The 21,051-nt window shown below is 38.9% G+C and carries 17 protein-coding genes and 1 riboswitch; of the genes, 11 read left to right on the top strand and 6 right to left on the bottom strand.

Annotated features, from left to right (window positions below; translation table 11 throughout):
- Positions 1 to 8: 8 nt before the first annotated feature.
- On the bottom strand, positions 9 to 629 hold the full coding sequence (locus tag NBG71_RS13410; RefSeq protein ID WP_075672898.1) for a TIGR04211 family SH3 domain-containing protein: 621 nt from the start codon (positions 627 to 629) through the stop codon (positions 9 to 11).
- 219 nt (positions 630 to 848) lie between these two features.
- Here NBG71_RS13410 and NBG71_RS13405 point away from each other — a divergent pair, with 219 nt between their 5' ends.
- The 3 genes from NBG71_RS13405 (at position 849) to hldE (ending at position 6,159) form a co-directional block, all read left to right on the top strand.
- Positions 849 to 1,772 (top strand): CYTH domain-containing protein, encoded by a 924-nt coding sequence (locus tag NBG71_RS13405; protein ID WP_109419687.1) that lies wholly within the window; start codon positions 849 to 851, stop codon positions 1,770 to 1,772.
- Positions 1,773 to 1,798: 26 nt separating this feature from the next.
- Complete coding sequence (gene glnE / locus NBG71_RS13400) at positions 1,799 to 4,639, top strand: bifunctional [glutamate--ammonia ligase]-adenylyl-L-tyrosine phosphorylase/[glutamate--ammonia-ligase] adenylyltransferase (protein WP_211838631.1); 2,841 nt, start codon at positions 1,799 to 1,801, stop codon at positions 4,637 to 4,639.
- Between the two features lie 95 nt (positions 4,640 to 4,734).
- Positions 4,735 to 6,159 carry a bifunctional D-glycero-beta-D-manno-heptose-7-phosphate kinase/D-glycero-beta-D-manno-heptose 1-phosphate adenylyltransferase HldE gene (gene hldE, locus NBG71_RS13395; RefSeq protein WP_075672901.1) on the top strand — a complete coding sequence of 475 codons (1,425 nt, stop codon included), beginning with the start codon at positions 4,735 to 4,737 and terminating at the stop codon, positions 6,157 to 6,159.
- 95 nt (positions 6,160 to 6,254) lie between these two features.
- On the opposite strand, the gene NBG71_RS13390 is transcribed toward hldE, so the two are convergent.
- Positions 6,255 to 6,959: a GntR family transcriptional regulator gene (locus tag NBG71_RS13390; protein WP_075672902.1), complete on the bottom strand. Its 705-nt coding sequence runs from the start codon at positions 6,957 to 6,959 to the stop codon at positions 6,255 to 6,257.
- A gap of 301 nt (positions 6,960 to 7,260) precedes the next feature.
- Here NBG71_RS13390 and NBG71_RS13385 point away from each other — a divergent pair, with 301 nt between their 5' ends.
- Together NBG71_RS13385 and NBG71_RS13380 are read left to right on the top strand one after the other, a co-directional pair.
- Positions 7,261 to 8,889 carry an alpha-glucoside-specific PTS transporter subunit IIBC gene (locus NBG71_RS13385; protein ID WP_075672903.1) on the top strand — a complete coding sequence of 543 codons (1,629 nt, stop codon included), beginning with the start codon at positions 7,261 to 7,263 and terminating at the stop codon, positions 8,887 to 8,889.
- Positions 8,889 to 10,211, top strand: coding sequence for a 6-phospho-alpha-glucosidase (locus NBG71_RS13380; protein WP_075672904.1), 1,323 nt, complete (start codon positions 8,889 to 8,891; stop codon positions 10,209 to 10,211). The genes NBG71_RS13385 and NBG71_RS13380 overlap by 1 nt, the downstream gene beginning before the upstream one ends.
- Before the next feature lie 99 nt (positions 10,212 to 10,310).
- On the opposite strand, the gene ubiK is transcribed toward NBG71_RS13380, so the two are convergent.
- The gene (gene ubiK, locus NBG71_RS13375; RefSeq protein WP_159241793.1) at positions 10,311 to 10,631 is read right to left on the bottom strand and encodes a ubiquinone biosynthesis accessory factor UbiK; all 321 of its coding nucleotides are present in this window, start codon (positions 10,629 to 10,631) and stop codon (positions 10,311 to 10,313) included.
- 201 nt (positions 10,632 to 10,832) lie between these two features.
- Positions 10,833 to 10,992: riboswitch (FMN riboswitch) on the top strand.
- A 124-nt stretch (positions 10,993 to 11,116) separates the two neighbouring features.
- On the opposite strand from ubiK, the gene ribB reads away from it, so the two are divergent.
- Both ribB and ygiD read left to right on the top strand, forming a co-directional pair.
- The gene (ribB, locus tag NBG71_RS13370) at positions 11,117 to 11,770 is read left to right on the top strand and encodes a 3,4-dihydroxy-2-butanone-4-phosphate synthase (RefSeq protein WP_072070063.1); all 654 of its coding nucleotides are present in this window, start codon (positions 11,117 to 11,119) and stop codon (positions 11,768 to 11,770) included.
- A 174-nt stretch (positions 11,771 to 11,944) separates the two neighbouring features.
- Positions 11,945 to 12,730 carry a 4,5-DOPA-extradiol-dioxygenase gene (gene ygiD / locus NBG71_RS13365; protein WP_075672906.1) on the top strand — a complete coding sequence of 262 codons (786 nt, stop codon included), beginning with the start codon at positions 11,945 to 11,947 and terminating at the stop codon, positions 12,728 to 12,730.
- 155 nt (positions 12,731 to 12,885) lie between these two features.
- Here the strand turns inward: ygiD and NBG71_RS13360 are convergent, their stop codons facing one another.
- The 3 genes from NBG71_RS13360 to tolC all read right to left on the bottom strand — a co-directional run bounded on the left by NBG71_RS13360 (position 12,886) and on the right by tolC (position 16,513).
- A complete protein-coding gene (locus NBG71_RS13360; RefSeq protein ID WP_075672907.1) occupies positions 12,886 to 14,049 on the bottom strand; it encodes a glutathionylspermidine synthase family protein in 1,164 nt (387 codons plus the stop codon).
- 8 nt (positions 14,050 to 14,057) lie between these two features.
- On the bottom strand, positions 14,058 to 14,786 hold the full coding sequence (locus tag NBG71_RS13355) for a DUF1190 family protein (RefSeq protein WP_250916922.1): 729 nt from the start codon (positions 14,784 to 14,786) through the stop codon (positions 14,058 to 14,060).
- A gap of 329 nt (positions 14,787 to 15,115) precedes the next feature.
- The gene (tolC, locus tag NBG71_RS13350; RefSeq protein ID WP_250916921.1) at positions 15,116 to 16,513 is read right to left on the bottom strand and encodes an outer membrane channel protein TolC; all 1,398 of its coding nucleotides are present in this window, start codon (positions 16,511 to 16,513) and stop codon (positions 15,116 to 15,118) included.
- 214 nt (positions 16,514 to 16,727) lie between these two features.
- Here tolC and nudF point away from each other — a divergent pair, with 214 nt between their 5' ends.
- The 4 genes from nudF (at position 16,728) to parE (ending at position 21,028) form a co-directional block, all read left to right on the top strand.
- Positions 16,728 to 17,363, top strand: a complete 636-nt coding sequence (nudF, locus tag NBG71_RS13345; protein ID WP_075672910.1) for an ADP-ribose diphosphatase — start codon at positions 16,728 to 16,730, stop codon at positions 17,361 to 17,363.
- Between the two features lie 226 nt (positions 17,364 to 17,589).
- Positions 17,590 to 18,429 (top strand): 3',5'-cyclic-AMP phosphodiesterase, encoded by an 840-nt coding sequence (cpdA, locus tag NBG71_RS13340; protein WP_075672911.1) that lies wholly within the window; start codon positions 17,590 to 17,592, stop codon positions 18,427 to 18,429.
- 3 nt (positions 18,430 to 18,432) lie between these two features.
- The gene (gene yqiA / locus NBG71_RS13335; RefSeq protein ID WP_099660212.1) at positions 18,433 to 19,008 is read left to right on the top strand and encodes an esterase YqiA; all 576 of its coding nucleotides are present in this window, start codon (positions 18,433 to 18,435) and stop codon (positions 19,006 to 19,008) included.
- Between the two features lie 124 nt (positions 19,009 to 19,132).
- Positions 19,133 to 21,028 carry a DNA topoisomerase IV subunit B gene (gene parE, locus NBG71_RS13330; RefSeq protein ID WP_159241791.1) on the top strand — a complete coding sequence of 632 codons (1,896 nt, stop codon included), beginning with the start codon at positions 19,133 to 19,135 and terminating at the stop codon, positions 21,026 to 21,028.
- The last annotated feature ends 23 nt before the right edge of the window (positions 21,029 to 21,051 follow it).

Genomic DNA, 21,051 nt, shown 5'->3' with positions numbered 1-21,051 from the left:
GCTGAATATTAGTTCATCCAACGATCGTTGCGTTTACGACGACGAGGAATGATATGTGGAAGGATTAGGCCAAAAATAAGACCCGCACCAGCAACACCACCACCATACATAAACCACTGTAAGATGATGTCACGTTGTCGGTCATCTAACTGTTGATTAGCGAAATCAAGTTTTTTCTCAGCAACAGCAAGTTTTGTTCTCATCTGTTCATTTTCTTTTTTCAAACCGTTGATTATGTCATCGCTGTTTGAGACTTTGTTTTGCATATCTATAGTACGTTGATTCCAACTTTGGTCGATATTCGCTAGTTTATCGCGTAGTGTTTGGATCTCTTTTTCCATAGCAGGAATACGAGTACGCATACTTGGTTGGGCACTTAGTTGGTTTTCTGGTAACCAGACAGTACGATCTTTATCATCTTTAATTTGTACATAACCTGTTGCCGCATTGCGAGAAATGACAGTAACGGTTGAACCTGAATTTAAAGAGCCAACAATTCGATACTGATTTCCTGGTCCACTATGCACATAAGTGGATAATTCATCGGAAACATAGCGAGTTTCTGCGTGTGAGCTCAGAGAAACACCTAAGCCAAGTAAGGAAATAAAAAGTAAGGGTAATTTTCGCATTATGTTTTCAACTTTTTTATCTATACAAGAGAATATTTTTACTGATACTAAAGAGTAAAGTTTGCGTAAGCAAATAGTAAACCAGAATGAGAACACTCTTAACTGGTAGAATATAGGGATAATCTGCCTTTTATTCATTATTGTTATTAGGCTATCACTTGCAAAATGAAAATGCGTCAAATATTTTACTAATCAATTGATTTACTTAAGGGAAATAGAATGAGCCAATTAGAAACTGAACTCAAAATGAGTGCTATACCTGCCGCTATTCCTCACATTATTCAGCGCATTCTGACTCTACCTCATCAACACTCTGCACCCAAAAAGCTGACTAATCTTTACTTTGAGACGACAGATAATCAAATTCGTCGTTGGGATATGGGATTGCGTATTCGTGGTGTTGATGAAAGTTATGAAATGACAATTAAAACCGCAGGTAAAGTGGTTGCAGGTTTGCATCAACGTCCAGAGTATAACGTGAAATTAGAGCAACCTAAATTAGATTTAGCGCGCTTTCCAGCAGAAATCTGGCCTGAAAATACAGATTTAACCCTATTAGAAACACAACTCAATGTGCTGTTTAATACCGATTTTTATCGCGAAATCTGGCTGGTGGATTTTCAAAATAGCCAAATTGAAGTGGTATTAGATAAAGGTGCTATTCGTACTCATCAATACGAGTTGCCGATTGAAGAGTTCGAGTTAGAGCTTAAAAAAGGCGATGTGTCAGATGTTATCGCATTAGCAACTTATTTAGGTGAAAAGGGGGGATTGCGCCTAGCTTCTCGCAGTAAAGCAGCTCGAGGTTATTATTTAGCGAAAGATAAACCTGCTTTATCGTTGAGTGTGGTGAACCTTTCTCCTAGTGATACAACTGCTCAGCAACTCACGAAATGGTTAAGTGCAATACAAGCATTAGAAGAAGCCATTTTTGCTAACCCAACACCACCGACAATTACTATGCCAGCAATGTTGGCGTTATTTTCAGATTGGTGTAAAAAACAGTCTGATCTGCCTGAATCTATGCAACAGTCACTCAATGGTATTTCACCGTTAACATTTACAACTGCAACCGACTATTATCATGTTTTATGGTTGAATTTTAAGTTATCTTCTATGGCGTGGTTACTATCTATTGCTTAATTTCCTGACAACTTGAGAGTCTATTTATGTCTGTTATCGGTGTATTTCAACAATTGTGGAATAAAGCACAGTGTGGGTTCTCTTCTCAATTAAACGCGTTAGCACCTTTTAGTGAGCTTGAACAACAGTTTTTTGCTTTTAGCCCTTTTGCAACAGAGCATTTACGCGTTAATCCTCAATGGTTAACTGATATCAGGCAAAATCCACCAACTAGTGTGGAATGGCAGAGTTATGAGTCTCAATTAACAGAAAAATTAGCCAATGTTGATAATGAAGATGATGTGATGCGGATCTTACGCCAATTTCGTCATCAACAATTAGTGCGCATTGCATGGCTACAATTTTTTCAATTAGGCGATATTCCTTGTGCACTAAAACATTTGAGCGTATTGGCTGAAACATTAATTTGTGTTGCGAGAGATACGCTTTATCAGCAATGTTGCCAACAATGGGGAACACCTTGTGATCATGAAGGAAAACCTCAACCATTATTGATTTTAGGAATGGGAAAACTAGGTGGGTTTGAACTTAACTTTTCTTCTGATATCGACTTAATTTTTGCCTATCCTGAAAATGGATTTACGCAAGGTGGACGCCGAGAATTAGATAATGCACAGTTTTTTACTCGCTTAGGTCAAAAGCTTATTAAGGCTTTGGATCAGCAGACCATTGATGGCTTTGTCTATCGTGTTGATATGCGATTACGTCCTTTTGGTGAAAGTGGTCCTTTGGTAATGAGTTTTGCAGCACTGGAAGATTATTATCAAGAGCAAGGGCGAGATTGGGAACGCTATGCGATGATCAAAGCGCGTGTTCTAGGTGCTGAAAAGAAAGAATATTGCCAAATTTTACGGCAAATGTTACGTCCTTTTGTTTATCGTCGTTATATTGATTTTAGTGTGATCCAATCACTTAGAAATATGAAATCCATGATCAGTCGCGAAGTCCGTCGTCGTGGCATGATTGATAACATAAAATTGGGCTCTGGGGGGATACGTGAAATTGAATTTATTACTCAGGTTTTCCAGCTAATTCGTGGGGGAAGAGAGCCCGAGTTACAAAGTAATTCATTATTAACAGTGCTTAATGTCATCACTAAACTTGAGCTGTTAACATCACAAGAAACCGCGCAACTAACTGAAAGTTATCTTTTCCTTCGCCGATTAGAAAATTTACTGCAATCTATTGGTGATCAACAAACCCAAACCTTACCAGAAAGTGAAGAAGATCAAGCACGGTTAGCTTTTGCAATGGGATTTGATGATTGGGAAACGCTTTATCAAGAAATTAGCCACAAGATGCAGGCTGTTTCCGTGATTTTCACGCAATTAATTGGTGAAGAAGACGAGAACGATGATGAAGACGATATCGCTGAATTTAAGCGTCTTTGGTTATTAGGGCGTTTGCCTGAAACGTCGTCATTATTTCATGAGACATTAACCATCGAAGCTCTTGAGGCGATAAATCAGACGTTGCAGAATTTTCGACAAGATATTGGCAAGCGAACGATTGGGCCGAGAGGACGAGATGTTCTTGATGCCTTAATGCCAAAACTATTAGCTAAAATTTGCCAACAACCTCAAACTCTAGTGACACTACAACGCGTGACGCCTCTGTTATTAAGCATTGTGAGTCGAACAACGTATTTAGAGTTGATGCAAGAGTCGGATGAAGTTTTAACGCATGTCATACGGCTCTGCGCGGCATCTCCGATGATCGCTGAACAATTAGCGCTTCACCCTTTATTGTTAGATGAATTACTTGATCCCAATTCTCTTTATCAACCCCTGCCTTTAGATGCGTATCGTGATGAATTACGACAATATTTATTACGTGTGCCGGAAGAAGACGAAGAGCAACGATTAGAAGCATTACGTCAGTTTAAGCAAGCTCAATTACTACGTATCGCTGCTGAAGATATTACAGGTGTATTACCTGTCATGAAGGTTAGCGACCACCTAACCTACTTGGCTGAAGCTATGATTCATACTGTTGTTCATCAAGCTTGGTCATATATGGTGAAACGTTATGGTGAGCCCGAACATTTAGCTCATCGTGATGGACTGGGTTTTGCAGTGATTGGATACGGCAAATTGGGGGGATGGGAGCTAGGATATAGCTCTGATTTGGATTTAGTCTTTTTATTAGATTGTCCAATAAATACAGTGACAACGGGAGCAAAACAGATTGATGCTCGCCAATTTTATCTGCGTTTAGCACAGCGTATTATCCATTTGTTTAGTACACGAACTTCCTCTGGCGTATTGTATGAGGTTGATGCGCGTTTACGCCCTTCAGGTGAATCCGGTATGTTGGTTAGTACTATTCAAGCTTTTGATGAATATCAGAAAAATGAGGCTTGGACTTGGGAACATCAAGCGCTAATTCGTGCCAGAATGATTTATGGTGATGATGAATTACAACAGATGTTTTCACGTATTCGTCACGAAACGCTATGTCTTTCTCGTGATGCTGATGTGTTACAAAATGAAGTACGCGATATGCGTAAAAAAATGGTGCAACATCTTGCACCAACACAAGCAGATAAATTTGATTTAAAAACTTCATCTGGCGGTATTACCGATATTGAATTTATCGCGCAATATTTAGTATTGCGTTTTTCTCACCAATATCCGGCTTTAACTCGTTGGTCGGATAATGTGCGTATTTTTGAGTTAATGGCAAAACATCAAGTGATGGATGAAGATGAAGCCCTCGCTTTAACACATGCTTATGTCACATTGCGCAATGAATTACATCACCTGGCGCTACAAGCATTACCTGCTATTGTGGATAATCATTGTTTTATCACAGAGCGCGAGTGCGTATTAAAAAGCAAACTGAAGTGGCTCGGTGAACAAGAGTAATGGTTTGTTGGCATGAAGTCTTATGTGTATCTCTTTTTGCTTAACAAGTTATGGTATTATTTCGGCTTATTTTGAAAATAAATGTGGAGTATGGGATGAAAGTAACGCTGCCGGATTTTAATAAGGCCAATGTGTTGGTTGTCGGTGACGTCATGTTAGACCGCTATTGGTATGGCCCAACAAGTCGAATTTCACCAGAAGCCCCAGTGCCAGTGGTCAAGGTAGATACCACAGAAGAGCGACCAGGAGGGGCTGCAAACGTTGCAATGAATATTGCGTCTCTTGGTGCTAATTCGCGTTTAGTGGGTTTAACCGGTATTGATGAAGCCGCAAAAGCATTGAGCAATACATTAAATCAGGTCAATGTGCGTTGTGATTTTGTCTCTGTTGCGACACATCCAACGATCACAAAATTACGTGTTCTTTCTCGTAATCAGCAATTAATCCGTCTTGATTTTGAAGAGGGATTTAGCAATGTTGATCCTCAACCTATTTATGAACGTATTCAGCAAGCATTACCTTCTATCGGTGCATTGGTTTTATCAGACTATGCCAAAGGCGCGCTTTCTCATGTTCAAGAGATGATCCAACTGGCGAAAAAAGCAGGTGTCCCTGTATTAATCGATCCTAAGGGAGCTGATTTTGAACGTTATCGCGGTGCGACATTATTAACACCAAATATGTCTGAATTTGAACAAGTCGTTGGTGTCTGTAAAACCGATGATGAGCTGGTGGAGAAAGGCACAAAATTAGTTAGAGATTTAGATCTTGAAGCGTTGCTTATCACTCGCTCAGAGCGCGGAATGAGTTTACTCCGTGCTAATGAAGCCCCACTGCATTTACCAACTCAAGCACAAGAAGTTTATGATGTTACAGGCGCGGGAGATACGGTAATTGGTGTATTAGCAACCTCTTTAGCTGCAGGCAAACTTTTAGGCGAAGCCTGTTTCCTTGCAAACGCTGCTGCAGGTGTTGTTGTGGGTAAACTAGGAACATCCACTGTATCACCTATTGAGCTTGAAAATGCTATTCGTGGTCGTGCTGACAACGGCTTCGGCATGATGGAAGAAGAGCAATTAAAACAAGCTGTCGAATTAGCGCGTCAACGCGGTGAGCGTATTGTTATGACGAATGGTTGTTTTGATATTCTTCATGCAGGTCATGTTAGCTATTTAGCAAATGCACGCAAACTCGGAGATCGCCTTATTGTTGCTGTAAATAGTGATGCGTCTACTAAGCGCTTAAAAGGTGAAAGTCGTCCTGTTAACCCATTAGAACAGCGTATGACGGTTTTGGGTGCTTTAGGCGCAGTCGATTGGGTTGTTGCGTTTGAAGAAGATACACCACAGCGCTTAATTGCCTCTGTATTACCAGATATCTTAGTTAAAGGTGGTGATTATAAGCCTGAAGATATCGCAGGTAGCAAAGAAGTTTGGGCTGCTGGCGGTGAAGTAAAAGTGCTGAATTTTGAAGATGGCATTTCTACAACAAATATTATTAATGCGATTAAAAAGAAATAATGACATAAATTAACGATGAAAGGCACTCTTTGGAGTGCTTTTTTTATAATAAAGGATCTAACTATTATCATTTTTAATGACATTTTTATTAATGGTTATTGTTCTCTTTTTAAATGATACTCAACAATATAATCTTGAGTGTTTCTATACATAATTGAATAATTAATATAATCACCCTGAGTACTATATGATAATGTACTAAGTCTTAATATTGGAATGTTAGTTTCTATTTTTAATAATTGACAAATATTGTTATCAGGCATAATAGGGTGAAAAGTTTCATAACTTCCTGATATTTTTATTTGGCAAATATTTTCAATAAAATCAAATTTAGATCCTTCTAAATGCATTAAGGTTAAATTACGAAAATATTTAACAGGCATGTAACTGTCTTCAACAATAAGTGGTTTATTATCGACGTAACGTATTCGCCTTGAATAAAAAATACGTTCATTTGAGTTGATACGTAATTTACTGGAGATAGATAAAGGGCAGGGAATAACACGAAATTCTATAACTTCACTTCTTACATTGTGGCCTGTATTTGCCATTAATTCGACAAAGCCTTTTAAGCTTGCATTTTCATGATGAACATCTTTTTCTTTAATATAAGTTCCTGAACCATGTTTTCGTTCTAATAATCCTGCGGTCACTAATAAATCCACCGCTTTACGTATTGTCATTCTCGATACGTTGTATTGCTGTGCTAATGATTTTTCTGCTGGTAAAGGGTCACCAATTTGGTATCCAGCCGAATTTATTTGAATTCTTAGGCTTTTTGCAATGTCTTTGTAGATCACTTTTATACCTCTTTTTATTCTTAAAACCGGCTTTCTTTATTTAACTTATATGAATCTAATCTTTTGATATATAGGATAATCATTTATACCTCTAAAATGTGAACGTTATCAAAAAATAAAAAGTGATCTGATTTTTGACTAAAAATGAGATCACTTTGCCTGAAAGATTAGTATGAATCAGATCACGAATAATTCATTTTAGATGAGAGAATAAAGAGAAAAGAATCTAATCTGAATTTACAGAAAAAATATGAATTAAATAGCATGTCGTTTCAGTAGCAGTAAATAAGAGGATATTTTTATGCTCAGTCAAATACAACGATTTGGTGGAGCCATGTTTACCCCTGTCCTGCTATTTCCTTTTGCAGGTATTGTTGTAGGCATTGCCATTTTATTACAGAATCCATTATTTATTAGTGAAGATTTATTAAGACCCGATAGTTTATTTTTCCAAATTGTTCATATTATTGAAGAGGGTGGATGGACTGTTTTTCGTAATATGCCTCTTATTTTTGCAATTGGTTTACCAATAGGCTTAGCCAAAACAGCACAAGCAAGAGCTTGCCTTGCCGTTATGGTAAGTTTTCTCACTTGGAATTATTTTATTAATGCAATGGGAATGGTTTGGGGCAGTTATTTTGGTGTGGACTTTACAAATGAGGTTGGTGGAAATAGTGGCTTAACAATGATAGCTGGAATTAAAACATTAGATACCAGTATTATTGGGGCGATTATTATTGCGGGTATTGTAACAGGTATACATAATCGTTATTTTGATAAACAGCTTCCTGTTTTTTTAGGTATATTTCAAGGAACTTCGTATGTTGTATTAATTAGTTTCTTTGTTATGTTACCGCTAGCGTGGATAACGTTATTTTTCTGGCCAAAAGTGCAAATTGGCATTCAATCTTTGCAAGTATTTATGGTTGGATCGGGTTCTTTAGGTGTTTGGATATATACCTTCCTTGAACGTATTTTAATTCCCACTGGCCTACATCACTTTATTTATGGTCCTTTTATTTTTGGCCCCGCAGTCACTGAACATGGAATTCAAGTTGATTGGGCTCAAAATATGCAATATTTCAGTCAAAGTACTGAATCTTTAAAAGCGTTATTTCCAGAAGGTGGCTTTGCATTGCATGGTAATAGCAAAGTCTTTGGTTCTATTGGTATCGCACTTGCTCTTTATTTTACTGCTGCACCTAAAAATAGAGCCAAAATTGCAGGTTTGCTTATACCCTCTGCATTGACCGCTGTATTCGTGGGAATAACAGAACCTTTAGAGTTCACATTCTTATTTATCTCTCCGTTATTGTTTGCCATTCATGCCGTGTTAGCTGCCACATTAGCGACAACACTTTATCACTTTGGGGTTGTCGGAAATATGGGCGGAGGGATCATCGATAATTTCCTACCTATGAATTGGATCCCAATGTTTCATAACCATTACGGGATGATTATTACGCAAATAGTCATAGGCCTTATTTTTACAATGATTTGGTTTGTGGTGTTTAGAACATTAATTATCAAACTTAATTTAAAAACACCCGGTCGTGAAGAGGATGATGAAGAGATCAAGCTCTATAGCAAACAAGATTATAAAAATAAAAAGTCACAAGATTCGGATAGTTCAAAAACAGCAAAAGAAGATCGCAAGCTCGCACTTCCTAAAGGCATCCTTGAAGGCTTAGGGGGAAGTGGAAATATCAAATCCTTAAATAACTGTGCAACACGTTTACGTATCGAAGTGATAGATAACGAGATAATTGAAACAGATGCCTATTTTAAAGGGCTCGGTGTACATGGTGTAGTGCGTAAAGGTCATGCATTGCAAATTATTATCGGGCTACACGTTTCTCAAGTGAGAGACAAAATTGAACAACTTATGAAAGAAGATAGACAAAATAACACCTTGTCGGAGGCTATATAATGAAGAAGTTCTCAGTCGTAATTGCAGGTGGCGGTAGTACATTTACACCCGGTATTATTTTGATGCTACTGGAAAACTTAAAACGTTTTCCATTAAGAGCTATCAAGTTTTATGACAATGATGCTGAGCGGCAAGAAATCATTGCTAAAGCTTGTGAAATCATTCTTACTGAAAAAGCACCTGAAATTGATTTTTGCTATACCACTGATCCCAAAACGGCCTTTACAGATGTTGATTTTGTGATGGCGCATATCCGTGTTGGTAAATATCCAATGCGCGAAAAAGATGAAAAAATTCCTTTGCGCCATGGTGTATTAGGACAAGAAACTTGTGGTCCTGGTGGTATCGCTTATGGTATGCGTTCTATCGGTGGCGTATTAGAGTTGGTTGAATATATGGAAAAATATTCGCCAAATGCCTGGATGCTAAATTATTCTAACCCAGCTGCCATTGTCGCTGAAGCTACTCGTCGTTTAAAACCGAATGCGAAGATCTTAAATATCTGCGATATGCCAATTGGCATTGAATCACGTATGGCACAAATTGCAGGATTAAAATCACGCAAAGAGATGCGTGTCCGTTATTACGGTTTAAATCACTTTGGCTGGTGGACTCAGGTTGAAGATTTACAAGGTAATGATTTACTGCCAGTTATTCGTAAACATGTTGCGGAACATGGGTATATTCCCAAAGTGGCAGGTGAGCCAGTTGAAGCGAGTTGGAATGATACATTCGGGAAAGCAAAAGATGTGTGGGCACTAGATCCGACAACTATGCCGAATACTTACTTGAAATATTATTTATTCCCAGATTATGTTGTTGCGCATTCTGATCCTCATCATACTCGTGCAAATGAAGTGATGGAGCACAGAGAGAAGAATGTATTTAGCGCCTGTCGTGCCATTACGAGTGCAGGTAAATCATCAGCAGGGCATCTTGAGATTGATGAACATGCTTCTTACATCGTCGATCTAGCAACAGCTATTGCGTTTAATACTCAAGAAAGAATGCTACTGATTGTTCCTAATAACGGATCAATTATTAATTTTGATCCAGAGGCAATGGTTGAGATCCCTTGCATTGTTGGAAGTCATGGCCCAGAGCCTTTAGTTATGGGTAAAATTCCATTATTCCAAAAAGGGATGATGAGCCAACAAGTTGCAGTTGAAAAATTAGTGGTAGAAGCCTGGATTGAAAAATCATATTTGAAACTTTGGCAGGCGATTACAATGTCTAAAACAGTGCCAAGTGCGACTGTTGCAAAAGCGATTTTAGACGATTTAATTGAAGCGAATAAAGACTATTGGCCAGCGTTAAAATAGCTATTGATGGATATTTTGAGTATATAAAAAATAACCCTGTATCTTTGTAAGATACAGGGTTATTTCTTTATTACTAAAACAAGTAATAAAGTGAATAGATTAAGCTTTATTTTCTGCTGGAGTTTCTACCACAATTTCCACTTCTTCAACTTGGGCAATTTCAGCTTGAGGTTTTGCCTGCAGACCAGCTTCTAGCTCATTTAAACGTTGCTCTAAACGATTAAGTTTTTCACGAGTACGTAATAAAACTTGAGTTTGTACATCAAACTCTTCGCGATTAACTAAATCCAATTTGTTTAATTGAGATTGTAGAACAGTGCGGATTTTTTTATCAATATCATCACCAATATCTTTAATGCCCTGTGGCAGGACGTTTTGGATTTGGCGCGCGACTTGTTCAAGTTTTTTCGGGTCCAACATGGGAAGTCCTCACAAATAAAATAGAAAGCTGAGGCTAAGTGTAATATGAGGACAGAGGGAATAAAACCAGATATCAAGATTATTGTTACTTTTTATTATAAATAGTTAAATAACCGTATGTCATAAAATGATTATGTGATGAAACAAAGATTGTCGCCGATTGATGATTGCCTCTTATAATTTTAAAGCGTATAGTTTCACCGTTAATCTCAGGGCGGGGTGAAAGTCCCCACCGGCGGTAGATACCTGAATATTTAGGTAAAGCCCGCGAGCGCTTTGTGTTGCCATTGTGATGCAAAGGTCAGCAGATCCAGTGTAATTCTGGAGCCGACAGTTAAAGTCTGGATGGGAGAGAATAAAATAGCATCAGTAGGATCATTGTATCCATTCCTGTTGTTTCTGTTTATGTACTTACTAAGCAGAGATCCACTCCTAAGACTGCCCTGGTTCTGGTAACTTTCATTAATTATTGAGGTTTTTTTACCATGAATCAGACGCTACTTTCCGAATTCGGTAATCCATTTGAGCGTGTTGAACTTGCTCTAGAAGCCCTTCGTGCTGGTAAAGGCGTGATGGTGCTCGACGACGAGAACCGCGAAAATGAAGGCGATATGGTTTTCGCAGCAGAAACAATGACCACAGAACAAATGGCGATGTCTATTCGTCATGGTAGTGGCATTGTTTGTTTATGTATTACAGAAGAACGCCGTCAACAACTTGATTTGCCTATGATGGTGGAAAATAACACCAGTCATTTCCATACTGCATTTACAGTAACGATTGAAGCAGCACAAGGTGTAACAACCGGTGTTTCAGCCTCTGATCGTTTAACCACAGTACGTGCAGCGGCAGCTGATAATGCAAAACCAAGTGATTTAAATCGCCCAGGTCATGTATTCCCATTACGTGGTCAACCTGGGGGAGTGTTAACACGTGGCGGGCACACAGAAGCGTCGATTGATTTAGCAACTTTAGCCGGTTTTAAACCAGTTGCAGTGTTATGCGAATTAACAAATGACGATGGCACAATGGCAAGAGCACCAGAAGTGATCACTTTTGCTAAAAAGCACAATATGCCTGTGCTAACTATTGAAGATTTAGTGGCTTATCGTCTTCGTGAGGAGAAAAAAGCTGGCTGAAATTAACATGTTATAACCGACACTGAAAACACACACACTTATTTAAGCTACTTAAGGAAACTTAGGTGGCTTTTTTCATATTTTTTGAATAACTATTTCATACTTCTTTGACTATATTTCAAGTAAGAAGGCGCTATGCTAACGCCATAAGATCACAAGCCATAAGAGGTGATTATGGACACAAAAATGATGCCAGCGCTGTTTATTGGACACGGTAGCCCAATGAATGTATTAGAAGATAATACATATACTCGCCTCTGGTCAAAATTAGGGGAAACGCTTCCTCAGCCTAAAGCGATTTTAGTGATTTCAGCCCATTGGTATACCGATGGAACTTATGTAACAGCAATGTCGCAACCAAAGACAATTCATGATTTTTATGGATTTCCACCAGAGTTATACGCAATAGAATACCCAGCGCGAGGCTCGATAGGCTTGGCCGCACTAATTGAAGATCTTATCGATCCGATTAAATTAAAACTCGATATGGATCAATGGGGATTAGATCATGGAAGTTGGGGAATACTTGAAAAAATGTATCCCAACGCAAATATTCCAGTTGTTCAATTAAGCATTGATGCTCGCCAATCAGCGCAGTGGCATTATGAATTGGGACAAAAGTTGGTTGAATTACGTAAAGAAGGTGTCTTAATCATTGGTAGCGGTAATATCGTTCACAATTTAAGAATGATGGATTGGCAAAATAGCAATGCGACGCCTTATTCTTGGGCATTAGCCTTTAATGAGACAGTCGAAAACAGCTTACGAAGTGATAATGTACCAGAAACGTTATTTACGATTTTATCAACAGAAGAAGGGCGGTTGGCACATCCTACACCCGACCATTTTTTACCTGCGTTGTATTTATTAGGCTTAAAACAAGAGGGTGAAAAGGTAACAGTGCTGAATAATGATATTGTGAATAAATCGCTAAGCATGATGACGTTTCAAATTGGATAAAACTATCCAATAAAAACTAATTGATTTATAGAAGTGAAAGGCTAAATTTCTTTTATGGAATTTGGCCTTTTTTACTGATAACGAAACCTATTTTGAATAAAAACACCTTACCGCTTATAAGCAATAAGGTGCTCAACATGATTTTAAGATTTCTATTAATCTAAAATAATATGTGGATAGAAGCGGGAAAGATCTTGAGTAATAAGCTCTCTATCTTCTCTAATACAAATACCTGCAGATTGGTCGTTAACCAGCCAGCTACCAATTAATGTATAGCTATCGCCAAATTTTGGCAGTGGATGGAAATCTTGAACAATAAAGCCTTCTTCACCGTAAGGGCCATCTGCGACAGCAATATCCTTTCCGTTTTCAACAATGCGAATATTTGCACCTTCGCGTGAAAACAGTGGCTTGATAACATAGCGCGATAATGAATCAGGCGCTTTACCATCATAAAAATAAGCTGGTAGTAGATTTGGGTGATTAGGGAACATCTCCCAAAGCATTGGTAGCAATGCTTTATTCGAAATAATGCTTTTCCAAGAAGGCTCTAACCAACGAATACCTGCATCAGCCAGCTTAGTTGAGAAGTCTTCGCGGAACATAAATTCCCAAGGGTAAAGCTTAAACATATTACTGATTATCTGATCTTGCAGATCAGTTAATTCACCACGTTCACCTAAACCCAGATCTTCAATAAAAACAAAGTCAGTCGTTACTTGGGCTTCTTCAGCACAATCTTGTAAATATTGAACTGTACCGCGATCTTCTTCAGTATCTTGGCAACAAGACATATGCAGATAACGCATTCCGTATTGATCACGAAGCTCTGCGAATCGATCAATTAACTTCTCTTGAATGCTATTAAATTGATCGGCATTTTGCGGTAAACGACCTGCATTGACTTGATCTTCAAGCCAGATCCATTGGAAAAAAGCAGACTCATACAGTGATGTCGGAGTATCTGCGTTATTTTCTAACAGTTTTGCTGGGCTTTTACCGTCATACGCTAAATCAAGACGTGAATAGAGTGAAGGTTGAGAAGATTTCCATGAATCACGCACAAAATCCCAGCAGTGACGCGGGATCTGAAAGCGAGTCAGTAACTCTTCACTATTAGCCACTTTATCAGCGACTTGTAAGCACATCTGATGCAACTCTTCCGTCGTTTCTTCTAACGTTTCAACCTCTTCCATTGAGAATTGATAATAAGCATCTTCAGACCAATAAGGCTCGCCATACATGGTATGAAAGTTGAAGCCAAATTCCGTTGCTTTTTCACGCCAATCCGGGCGTTCAATGATATTTTCGCGTTTCATGGTTTTAATTAACCACCTGAACGATAAGAAGACGAACCAGTTGAGCTACGGTTATTATTGGTTGCATTGGTACGTTGAGCAGCTGCTTGTCTTGATACAGTGTTACCAAAGCCACCACGAGTTACCGTTGAGGTTGTTGATGGTTTTGGTGTCATGGCTGTTTTTGGTACGTTCATTTGACGATCGCCAACTGCAGGACCGTAGTTACGGCCTGTTGCATCCACAAATTTACCATTTGCAGGGCTTGTTGGGTTACGCGAACTAAATAAAGGTTGTGCTGGTGCACCACCACCCATTAGGCGACCCATCATATAACCCGCCATTAATGGCATAAAAAAGCTACCACCGGAGTTAGCTTGAGCCATTTGCGAACTATCTGGATTAAGGTTATTGGCATTTTCAGTGCTTACAGGCTGTCCATCAATAGATGCTGTTTGAGTACATTGTGCATCACCGAATTCAGCTACACAGTCTTCTAATGTTGCGTATTTAGGTGCGGTACGCTGTGCTTCTTGCAATGCAGTGCGATAAGAGTCTTCACATTGTGCTGCTTGTGAAGGATTCGCTTGAGCACATTCTTGTGCGTTCATATACAGTGAAACTGTCTCATCGCTCTCTTCACATCCTGAAAGCGCGAATACAGCAGTGATGGCGATTGCAACAGGCGCCAGACGATAAGGGCGAAATGCTTTACGGAAAGCATCACGATTAATCGATTTGGTACGTTTCATTGGCATATTGATAAGATCCATAAAAGGTAAAACGTTCAAAATAAAAGCTAGGATAGGTTAAATAGTCTAGAAAATAAATAAGAAACGCCTAATCATCAGGGATAACCAGAAATTTGTGATCTTTATAAGGTTAAGGGTAATGAAATTAGGTAAATCCTCTCTTTTTAACCTAATTGTAATTAAGGTATTTGTTAATACAACAATATAGATATTGTTGAGATATTAATTTAATCCATAACACAATATCTTATGTGAAGAGAAAGCATAAAAAAAACCGCTTATCAGTTTATCGCTGAAAGCGGTTTTTTATAAGTGACTAACTTCTTAATTCACGATTAAGGCGCAACGTTAAGAGCTGGGTTTGTTAACGGGCGAATAATGCTGTCTGGTGAGGTTGAAACTTCTTCTCCCAGAGCATTATTAAGCTGAATTAAGTCATTTTCGTTTAATGTGCCACGTGCATATTCGATATTTAATTGATTAATTAAATAGTCATAACGCGCGTTGGATAGCTTCTGTTTTGCATCATAAAGCGTTGTTGTGGCATTCAACACATCAACAATAGTACGAGTACCTACTTGATAACCCGCTTCAGTTGCATCTAATGAACTTTGCGCAGAAACAACGACTTGTTGATAGGCTTTAATGCTACTGATTGATGCAGAAATATTGTTATAAGAAGAACGAGCTATTTGAACGATAGAACGATAAACCGATTCTAATTGTTCGCTTGCACTAGTAAAACCATATTGTGCTTGTTCAACTTGTGAGCTTGTTCTGCCACCTGTATATAGAGGGATACTAACAGACAGACCAATACTATTTTGACCATTGTAACTATTACGGCTATTACCTGCTGTTGCTGGAGGTAATGCGCTGCCGTGACTATGGCTATTTGATACGCCAGTTGATGCATTTAAATCTACAGTTGGTAAGTGACCTGATTGCGCTAAACGAATATTTTCACGCGCTAAGTCTTGGCCTAAACGAGCACTTAATAAACTTAAGTTACGCTCTTCAGCATCTTTTAGCAGTTTCTCAATAGAGTCTGGTGATGTTGTTGAAAAACGGTTGATGTTTAGAGATGCTAGATTAATGTAATAGATACCACTTACTTGGCGTAGTTTTTCTAATGCATTATCTAATTGGTTACGACCTGCCACTTCTTGTGCCAGTACGCTATCGTAATTTGCACGCGCATTTTGTACGTCAGTAATTGCCACTAAACCCACGTTAAAACGTTGAGTTGTTTGATCTAACTGGCGGTAAACTTGTTCTTTTTGCGCTTCAATAAATGATAGTGAATCGATAGCACGCAAGACATCAAAGTAAGCGGTCGCGGTGTCTAATATCAGCTTTTGCTGACTTGTTTGGTAAGTCACATCGCTCATACCCGCTGTCTTTTCTTGCATGTTTAATTGGCGCCATAAGGCCATATTAAACACACTTTGAGTCAGCGTTAAATTTGCACCAATAGAATTAGATTCGGTATCTCTTGCATCACGGTAGCCACTTTTATAGTCTGCAGATGCACCTAATCCTAATTGTGGTAATAATGAGCCACGAGCTTCATTAATTTTCTCAAAAGCTTGATTTCGTTCAGCTAATGATTTGCGTAACTCAGGGTTACTGTCCTTTGCTTTTTGATAAACTTGAAGCAGATCCTCAGCCTGACTTGCAGTGCTGAATCCTGCCAAACTCATCGTGACCAAAAGAGAGAGCAGTTTTTTCATTTTAATTCCTTGTTGCAACAGTTTCGCTGAGTTGCCTCTGTTAATCTTGATTGGGGATAATTCTAGCAGATTGTTTCCCTAAGTAGGGGTAGCCATTTGTGCCATATCCTTTTATTTTAGATTAACTTTACATGAATTGTTGGCAAATTTCTTTAAATCTGTATTAAACGTAAGCAATAAAAAAGACTCTTAAATGTAACTTAAGGAACATTGTATGAAGAAAAGGGAAAATACACCATTTTTATACGGTCGTGAAGATGTGAAATTGCTCAATCAGAGAGATTTGTATAAAGGCTTTTTTCGCATGACCGAATATCGCTTTAAACATCGCCTTTTTGAAGGCGGATGGAGTGAAGAAGTTAAACGTGAGGTTTTTGAACGAGGCAATGCAGGTGTTTTACTCGCTTATGATCCCAAACGTGATGAAGTGGTGTTAATTGAGCAAATCCGTATTCCTGCGTATGAAACCAGCGAGACACCTTGGTTGCTTGAAGTCGTTGCGGGTATGGTCGAAGAAGGGGAAAGCCCTGAAGATGTTGTTAGACGTGAAGCTCAAGAAGAAGCGGGTGTTGTTGTTGGACGATGCGAACCTATTGTGAGTTATCTTTCAAGCCCTGGTGGTACGAGTGAAAGAATGCATGTCTATGTTGGCGAAGTTGATGCAACAACAGCAAAAGGTATTCATGGATTAGCGTGTGAGAACGAAGATATTCGTGTTCATGTAGTGAGCCGAGAACAAGCCTATCGTTGGGTTGAAGAAGGCGTTATTGATAATGCGGCATCTGTTATTGCTCTGCAATGGTTACAACTTCATCATATTGCACTAAGAGAGCGCTGGTCAGTAATTTAATACGTTAATAAATCTGTAAAGGATGTTTTTAATAATATTATCAAGTAGAGTAACTATCTCTAAGTGTACGATATCAAATGAATTAAATTGTAAAATGAAGTGAAAAAAACGTGATTGAAAGCGAGAATATTTCTCACTAATCTTTTGAAATGTGTATTGGTTGGCAGATCTTTACTACGAAAATACGTTAACATAACGGCTAATGAGAGTGAAACAAGGAAACCTTTTGGAAAGCCAGCTTGAGTTATCGGTGAAACAGAAAAACACCGTAAGAATATTACAAATCACAGACACCCACCTCTTTGCTAATGTGGAAGACACTCTGCTGGGTATTAATACCTATCGTAGCTACCATGCGGTATTAAATGCGATTAGAGAGCAGGGTCTTGATGTTGACTTGATTGTTGCGACAGGTGATTTAGTTCAAGATCAAACCTTTGAAGCTTATCAGCATTTTGCTGATGGCATAGCGACGCTGGTACCTCCTTGTGTTTGGTTGCCAGGCAATCATGACTATCAGCCTGCGATGATTGATGCTTTAAATCAGGCAGGAATTTTGTCAGCTAAACAAGTGTTGATTGGTGATAATTGGCAAATGCTATTATTAGATAGCCAAATTCAAGGCGTTCCTCATGGTGAGTTATCAGATTGTCAGTTAGATTGGCTAACACGCTGTCTTGAAAGCCAAAAGCACAGAGATACGATTATCTTGTTGCATCATCATCCTATGCCTTCAGGGTGTACATGGTTAGATCAACATAGTTTAAGAAATTCTCAAGAGTTAGCCGAGCGTTTAAAAGATCACTCTCAAGTAAAAATGATGCTTTGTGGTCATATTCACCAAGAAATGGATGAAATGTGGAATGGTATTCGCTTGTTGGCGACGCCTTCTACGTGTATTCAGTTTCGCCCTCATTGTACAAATTTTACATTAGATACTGTTTCTCCAGGCTGGCGCTATTTGGAAATGTCACTTTCATCTGATGAGAAGGGCAAAATTGACACACAGGTTTACCGTTTAGAAGGTACTGAATTTTGTCCTGATCTTGATGCGGATGGCTATTAAGTTATGCCTCGTATTCTTTACTTACATGGCTTTAATAGCTCACCGAAATCAGCAAAAGCACAGGCTTTTCGCCAATGGCTTGAAGTAACTCATCCTGAAATTGAATTATTAATTCCTCAATTACCACCTTATCCTCAAGAAGCCGCTCAGCTAATTGAAACGTTAGTTAAAAAGAGTGCAGATGACAAACTTGGATTAATTGGCTCATCATTAGGTGGCTATTTATCTATTTGGTTATCTCAACGTTTTAATTTACCCGCTGTTGTTGTTAATCCTGCAATACGACCGTTCGATCTTTTGCAAGACTTCTTGGGGGAGAACGAAAATCCTTATACACATCAAAAATATAAGCTAGAACCTCATCACATGGATGAGCTACTTGCTTTGCGTATTCCCACAATCACATCACCGGAACTTATTTGGTTGCTTCAACAAACTGGAGATGAAATACTTGATTATCGTCAAGCTGTCTCATATCTTGGCGCGTGTAGGCAAACCATAGAATCGGATGGAAACCATGCTTTTGTGGGTTTTGAGCGTTTTTTTCCGAAAATTATTCAATTTTTAAAGATAATTTAGCCTTTCGGTCGATTAACCTGTAAAACGTAGGTTGATGTATCTAGCCGAAAATTAATATCATATTGCCGTCAACACCTGTTATTATAGACAGTATTTTTCTAACAGCGAACCGCAGATTAAAACAATGACTCAATCAAGTTATAACGCAAAGGATATTGAGGTTCTTAATGGTCTAGAGCCTGTACGTCGCCGTCCCGGGATGTATACAGATACAACAAGACCGAACCATTTGGCACAGGAAGTGATAGATAATAGCGTGGACGAGGCGCTTGCGGGACACGCATCGAAGGTCGATGTCATTTTATATGAAGACCAATCTATCGAAGTTATCGATAATGGGCGAGGAATGCCTGTCGATATTCACCCTGAACTTAATGTTTCTGCTATCGAGTTAATCCTTGCTCACCTCCACGCCGGAGGAAAATTCTCTAATAAAAACTATCAATTTTCTGGCGGGTTGCATGGTGTTGGGATCTCGGTTGTTAACGCCCTCTCAAAGCGTATTGAAGTAACTGTTCGTCGTGATGGTAAAATTTACCAAATTTCCTTTGAAAATGGCGATAAAGTTGAAGAGTTACATGAAATTGGCACCTGTGCGAAACGAGATACAGGAACGAGTGTACATTTTTGGCCTGATGGCTCCTATTTTGATGTTCCTCGTTTTTCTTCTAAAAGCTTATCTCATGTATTAAAAGCCAAAGCGGTACTGTGCCCAGGCGTTAATGTTTCTTTTATAGATAAAGTAAATAACACCCAAGAAAACTGGTGCTACGCTGATGGTTTAACCGATTATTTAAGTGAAGCTGTTGCAGAATTTGTTCGCCTTCCAGAAGGGCCTTTTACTGGTAAATTTGAAGGTGATAATGAAGCCGTTGAATGGTCTATGTTATGGCTACCTGAAGGTGGCGATCTACTCACTGAAAGCTATGTTAACTTAATTCCGACGGTTCAAGGTGGTACTCACGTAAATGGTTTACGCCAAGGCGTGTTAGATGCAATGCGTGAATTTTGTGAATTCCGTAATTTACTACCAAGAGGGCTTAAGTTAACGGCTGATGATACATGGGAGCGTTGTGCTTATGTATTATCAGTGAAAATGCAAGATCCTCAATTTGCAGGGCAAACCAAAGAGCGACTCTCCTCAAGACAAACCAGTGCGTTTGTTGCAAATGCTGTAAAAAATGCTTTTAGCTTATGGCTAAATCAGAATGTTCAAATCGGTGAATTACTTGCTGAAATGGCCATTAGCAGCGCTCAGCGCCGTATGCGTGCCGCCAAAAAAGTGGTACGAAAGAAACTTACTTCAGGGCCAGCATTACCGGGTAAATTAGCTGATTGTACTTCTCAAGATTTACGTTACACCGAACTATTTTTAGTTGAAGGGGACTCTGCGGGAGGCTCCGCTAAACAAGCACGGGATCGTGAATATCAAGCGATTATGCCTCTGCGCGGTAAGATCTTAAATACATGGGAAGTCTCTTCTGATGAAGTGTTAGCGTCACAAGAAGTCCATGATATTTCGGTGGCAATCGGTATGGATCCTGATAGTGATGATTTAAGCCAATTACGATACGGTAAAATTTGTATCCTTGCAGATGCGGACTCGGATGGTTTACATATCGCCACTTTATTGTGTGCTTTATTTGTGCGGCATTTCCCTGCTCTTGTTAAGGATGGACACGTTTATATGGCGATGCCACCGCTTTACCGTATCGATTTGGGTAAAGAAGTTCATTATGCCCTTGATGAATCAGAAAAAAATGCCATTTTACAACGTCTAAGCCGTAAAAAAGGAAAGCCTAATGTACAGCGCTTTAAAGGATTGGGTGAAATGAACCCTCTTCAATTGCGTGAAACAACGCTTGATCCTAATACGCGTCGTTTAGTGCAATTGGTGATTGATGATGAAAATTATCAAGAAACCCTAGGCATGATGGATATGTTGTTAGCGAAGAAACGCTCTGAAGATCGCCGAAATTGGTTACAAGAGAAAGGCGATGAAGTTGACATCGAAGTGTAATGGATACCACAAGAGTCTGAGGA

This window comes from Proteus sp. FZP2095 (assembly GCF_023701425.1).
In the GTDB taxonomy this organism is placed as follows: domain Bacteria; phylum Pseudomonadota; class Gammaproteobacteria; order Enterobacterales; family Enterobacteriaceae; genus Proteus; species Proteus cibarius.
This window is presented reverse-complemented; position numbering and strand designations above follow the sequence as displayed.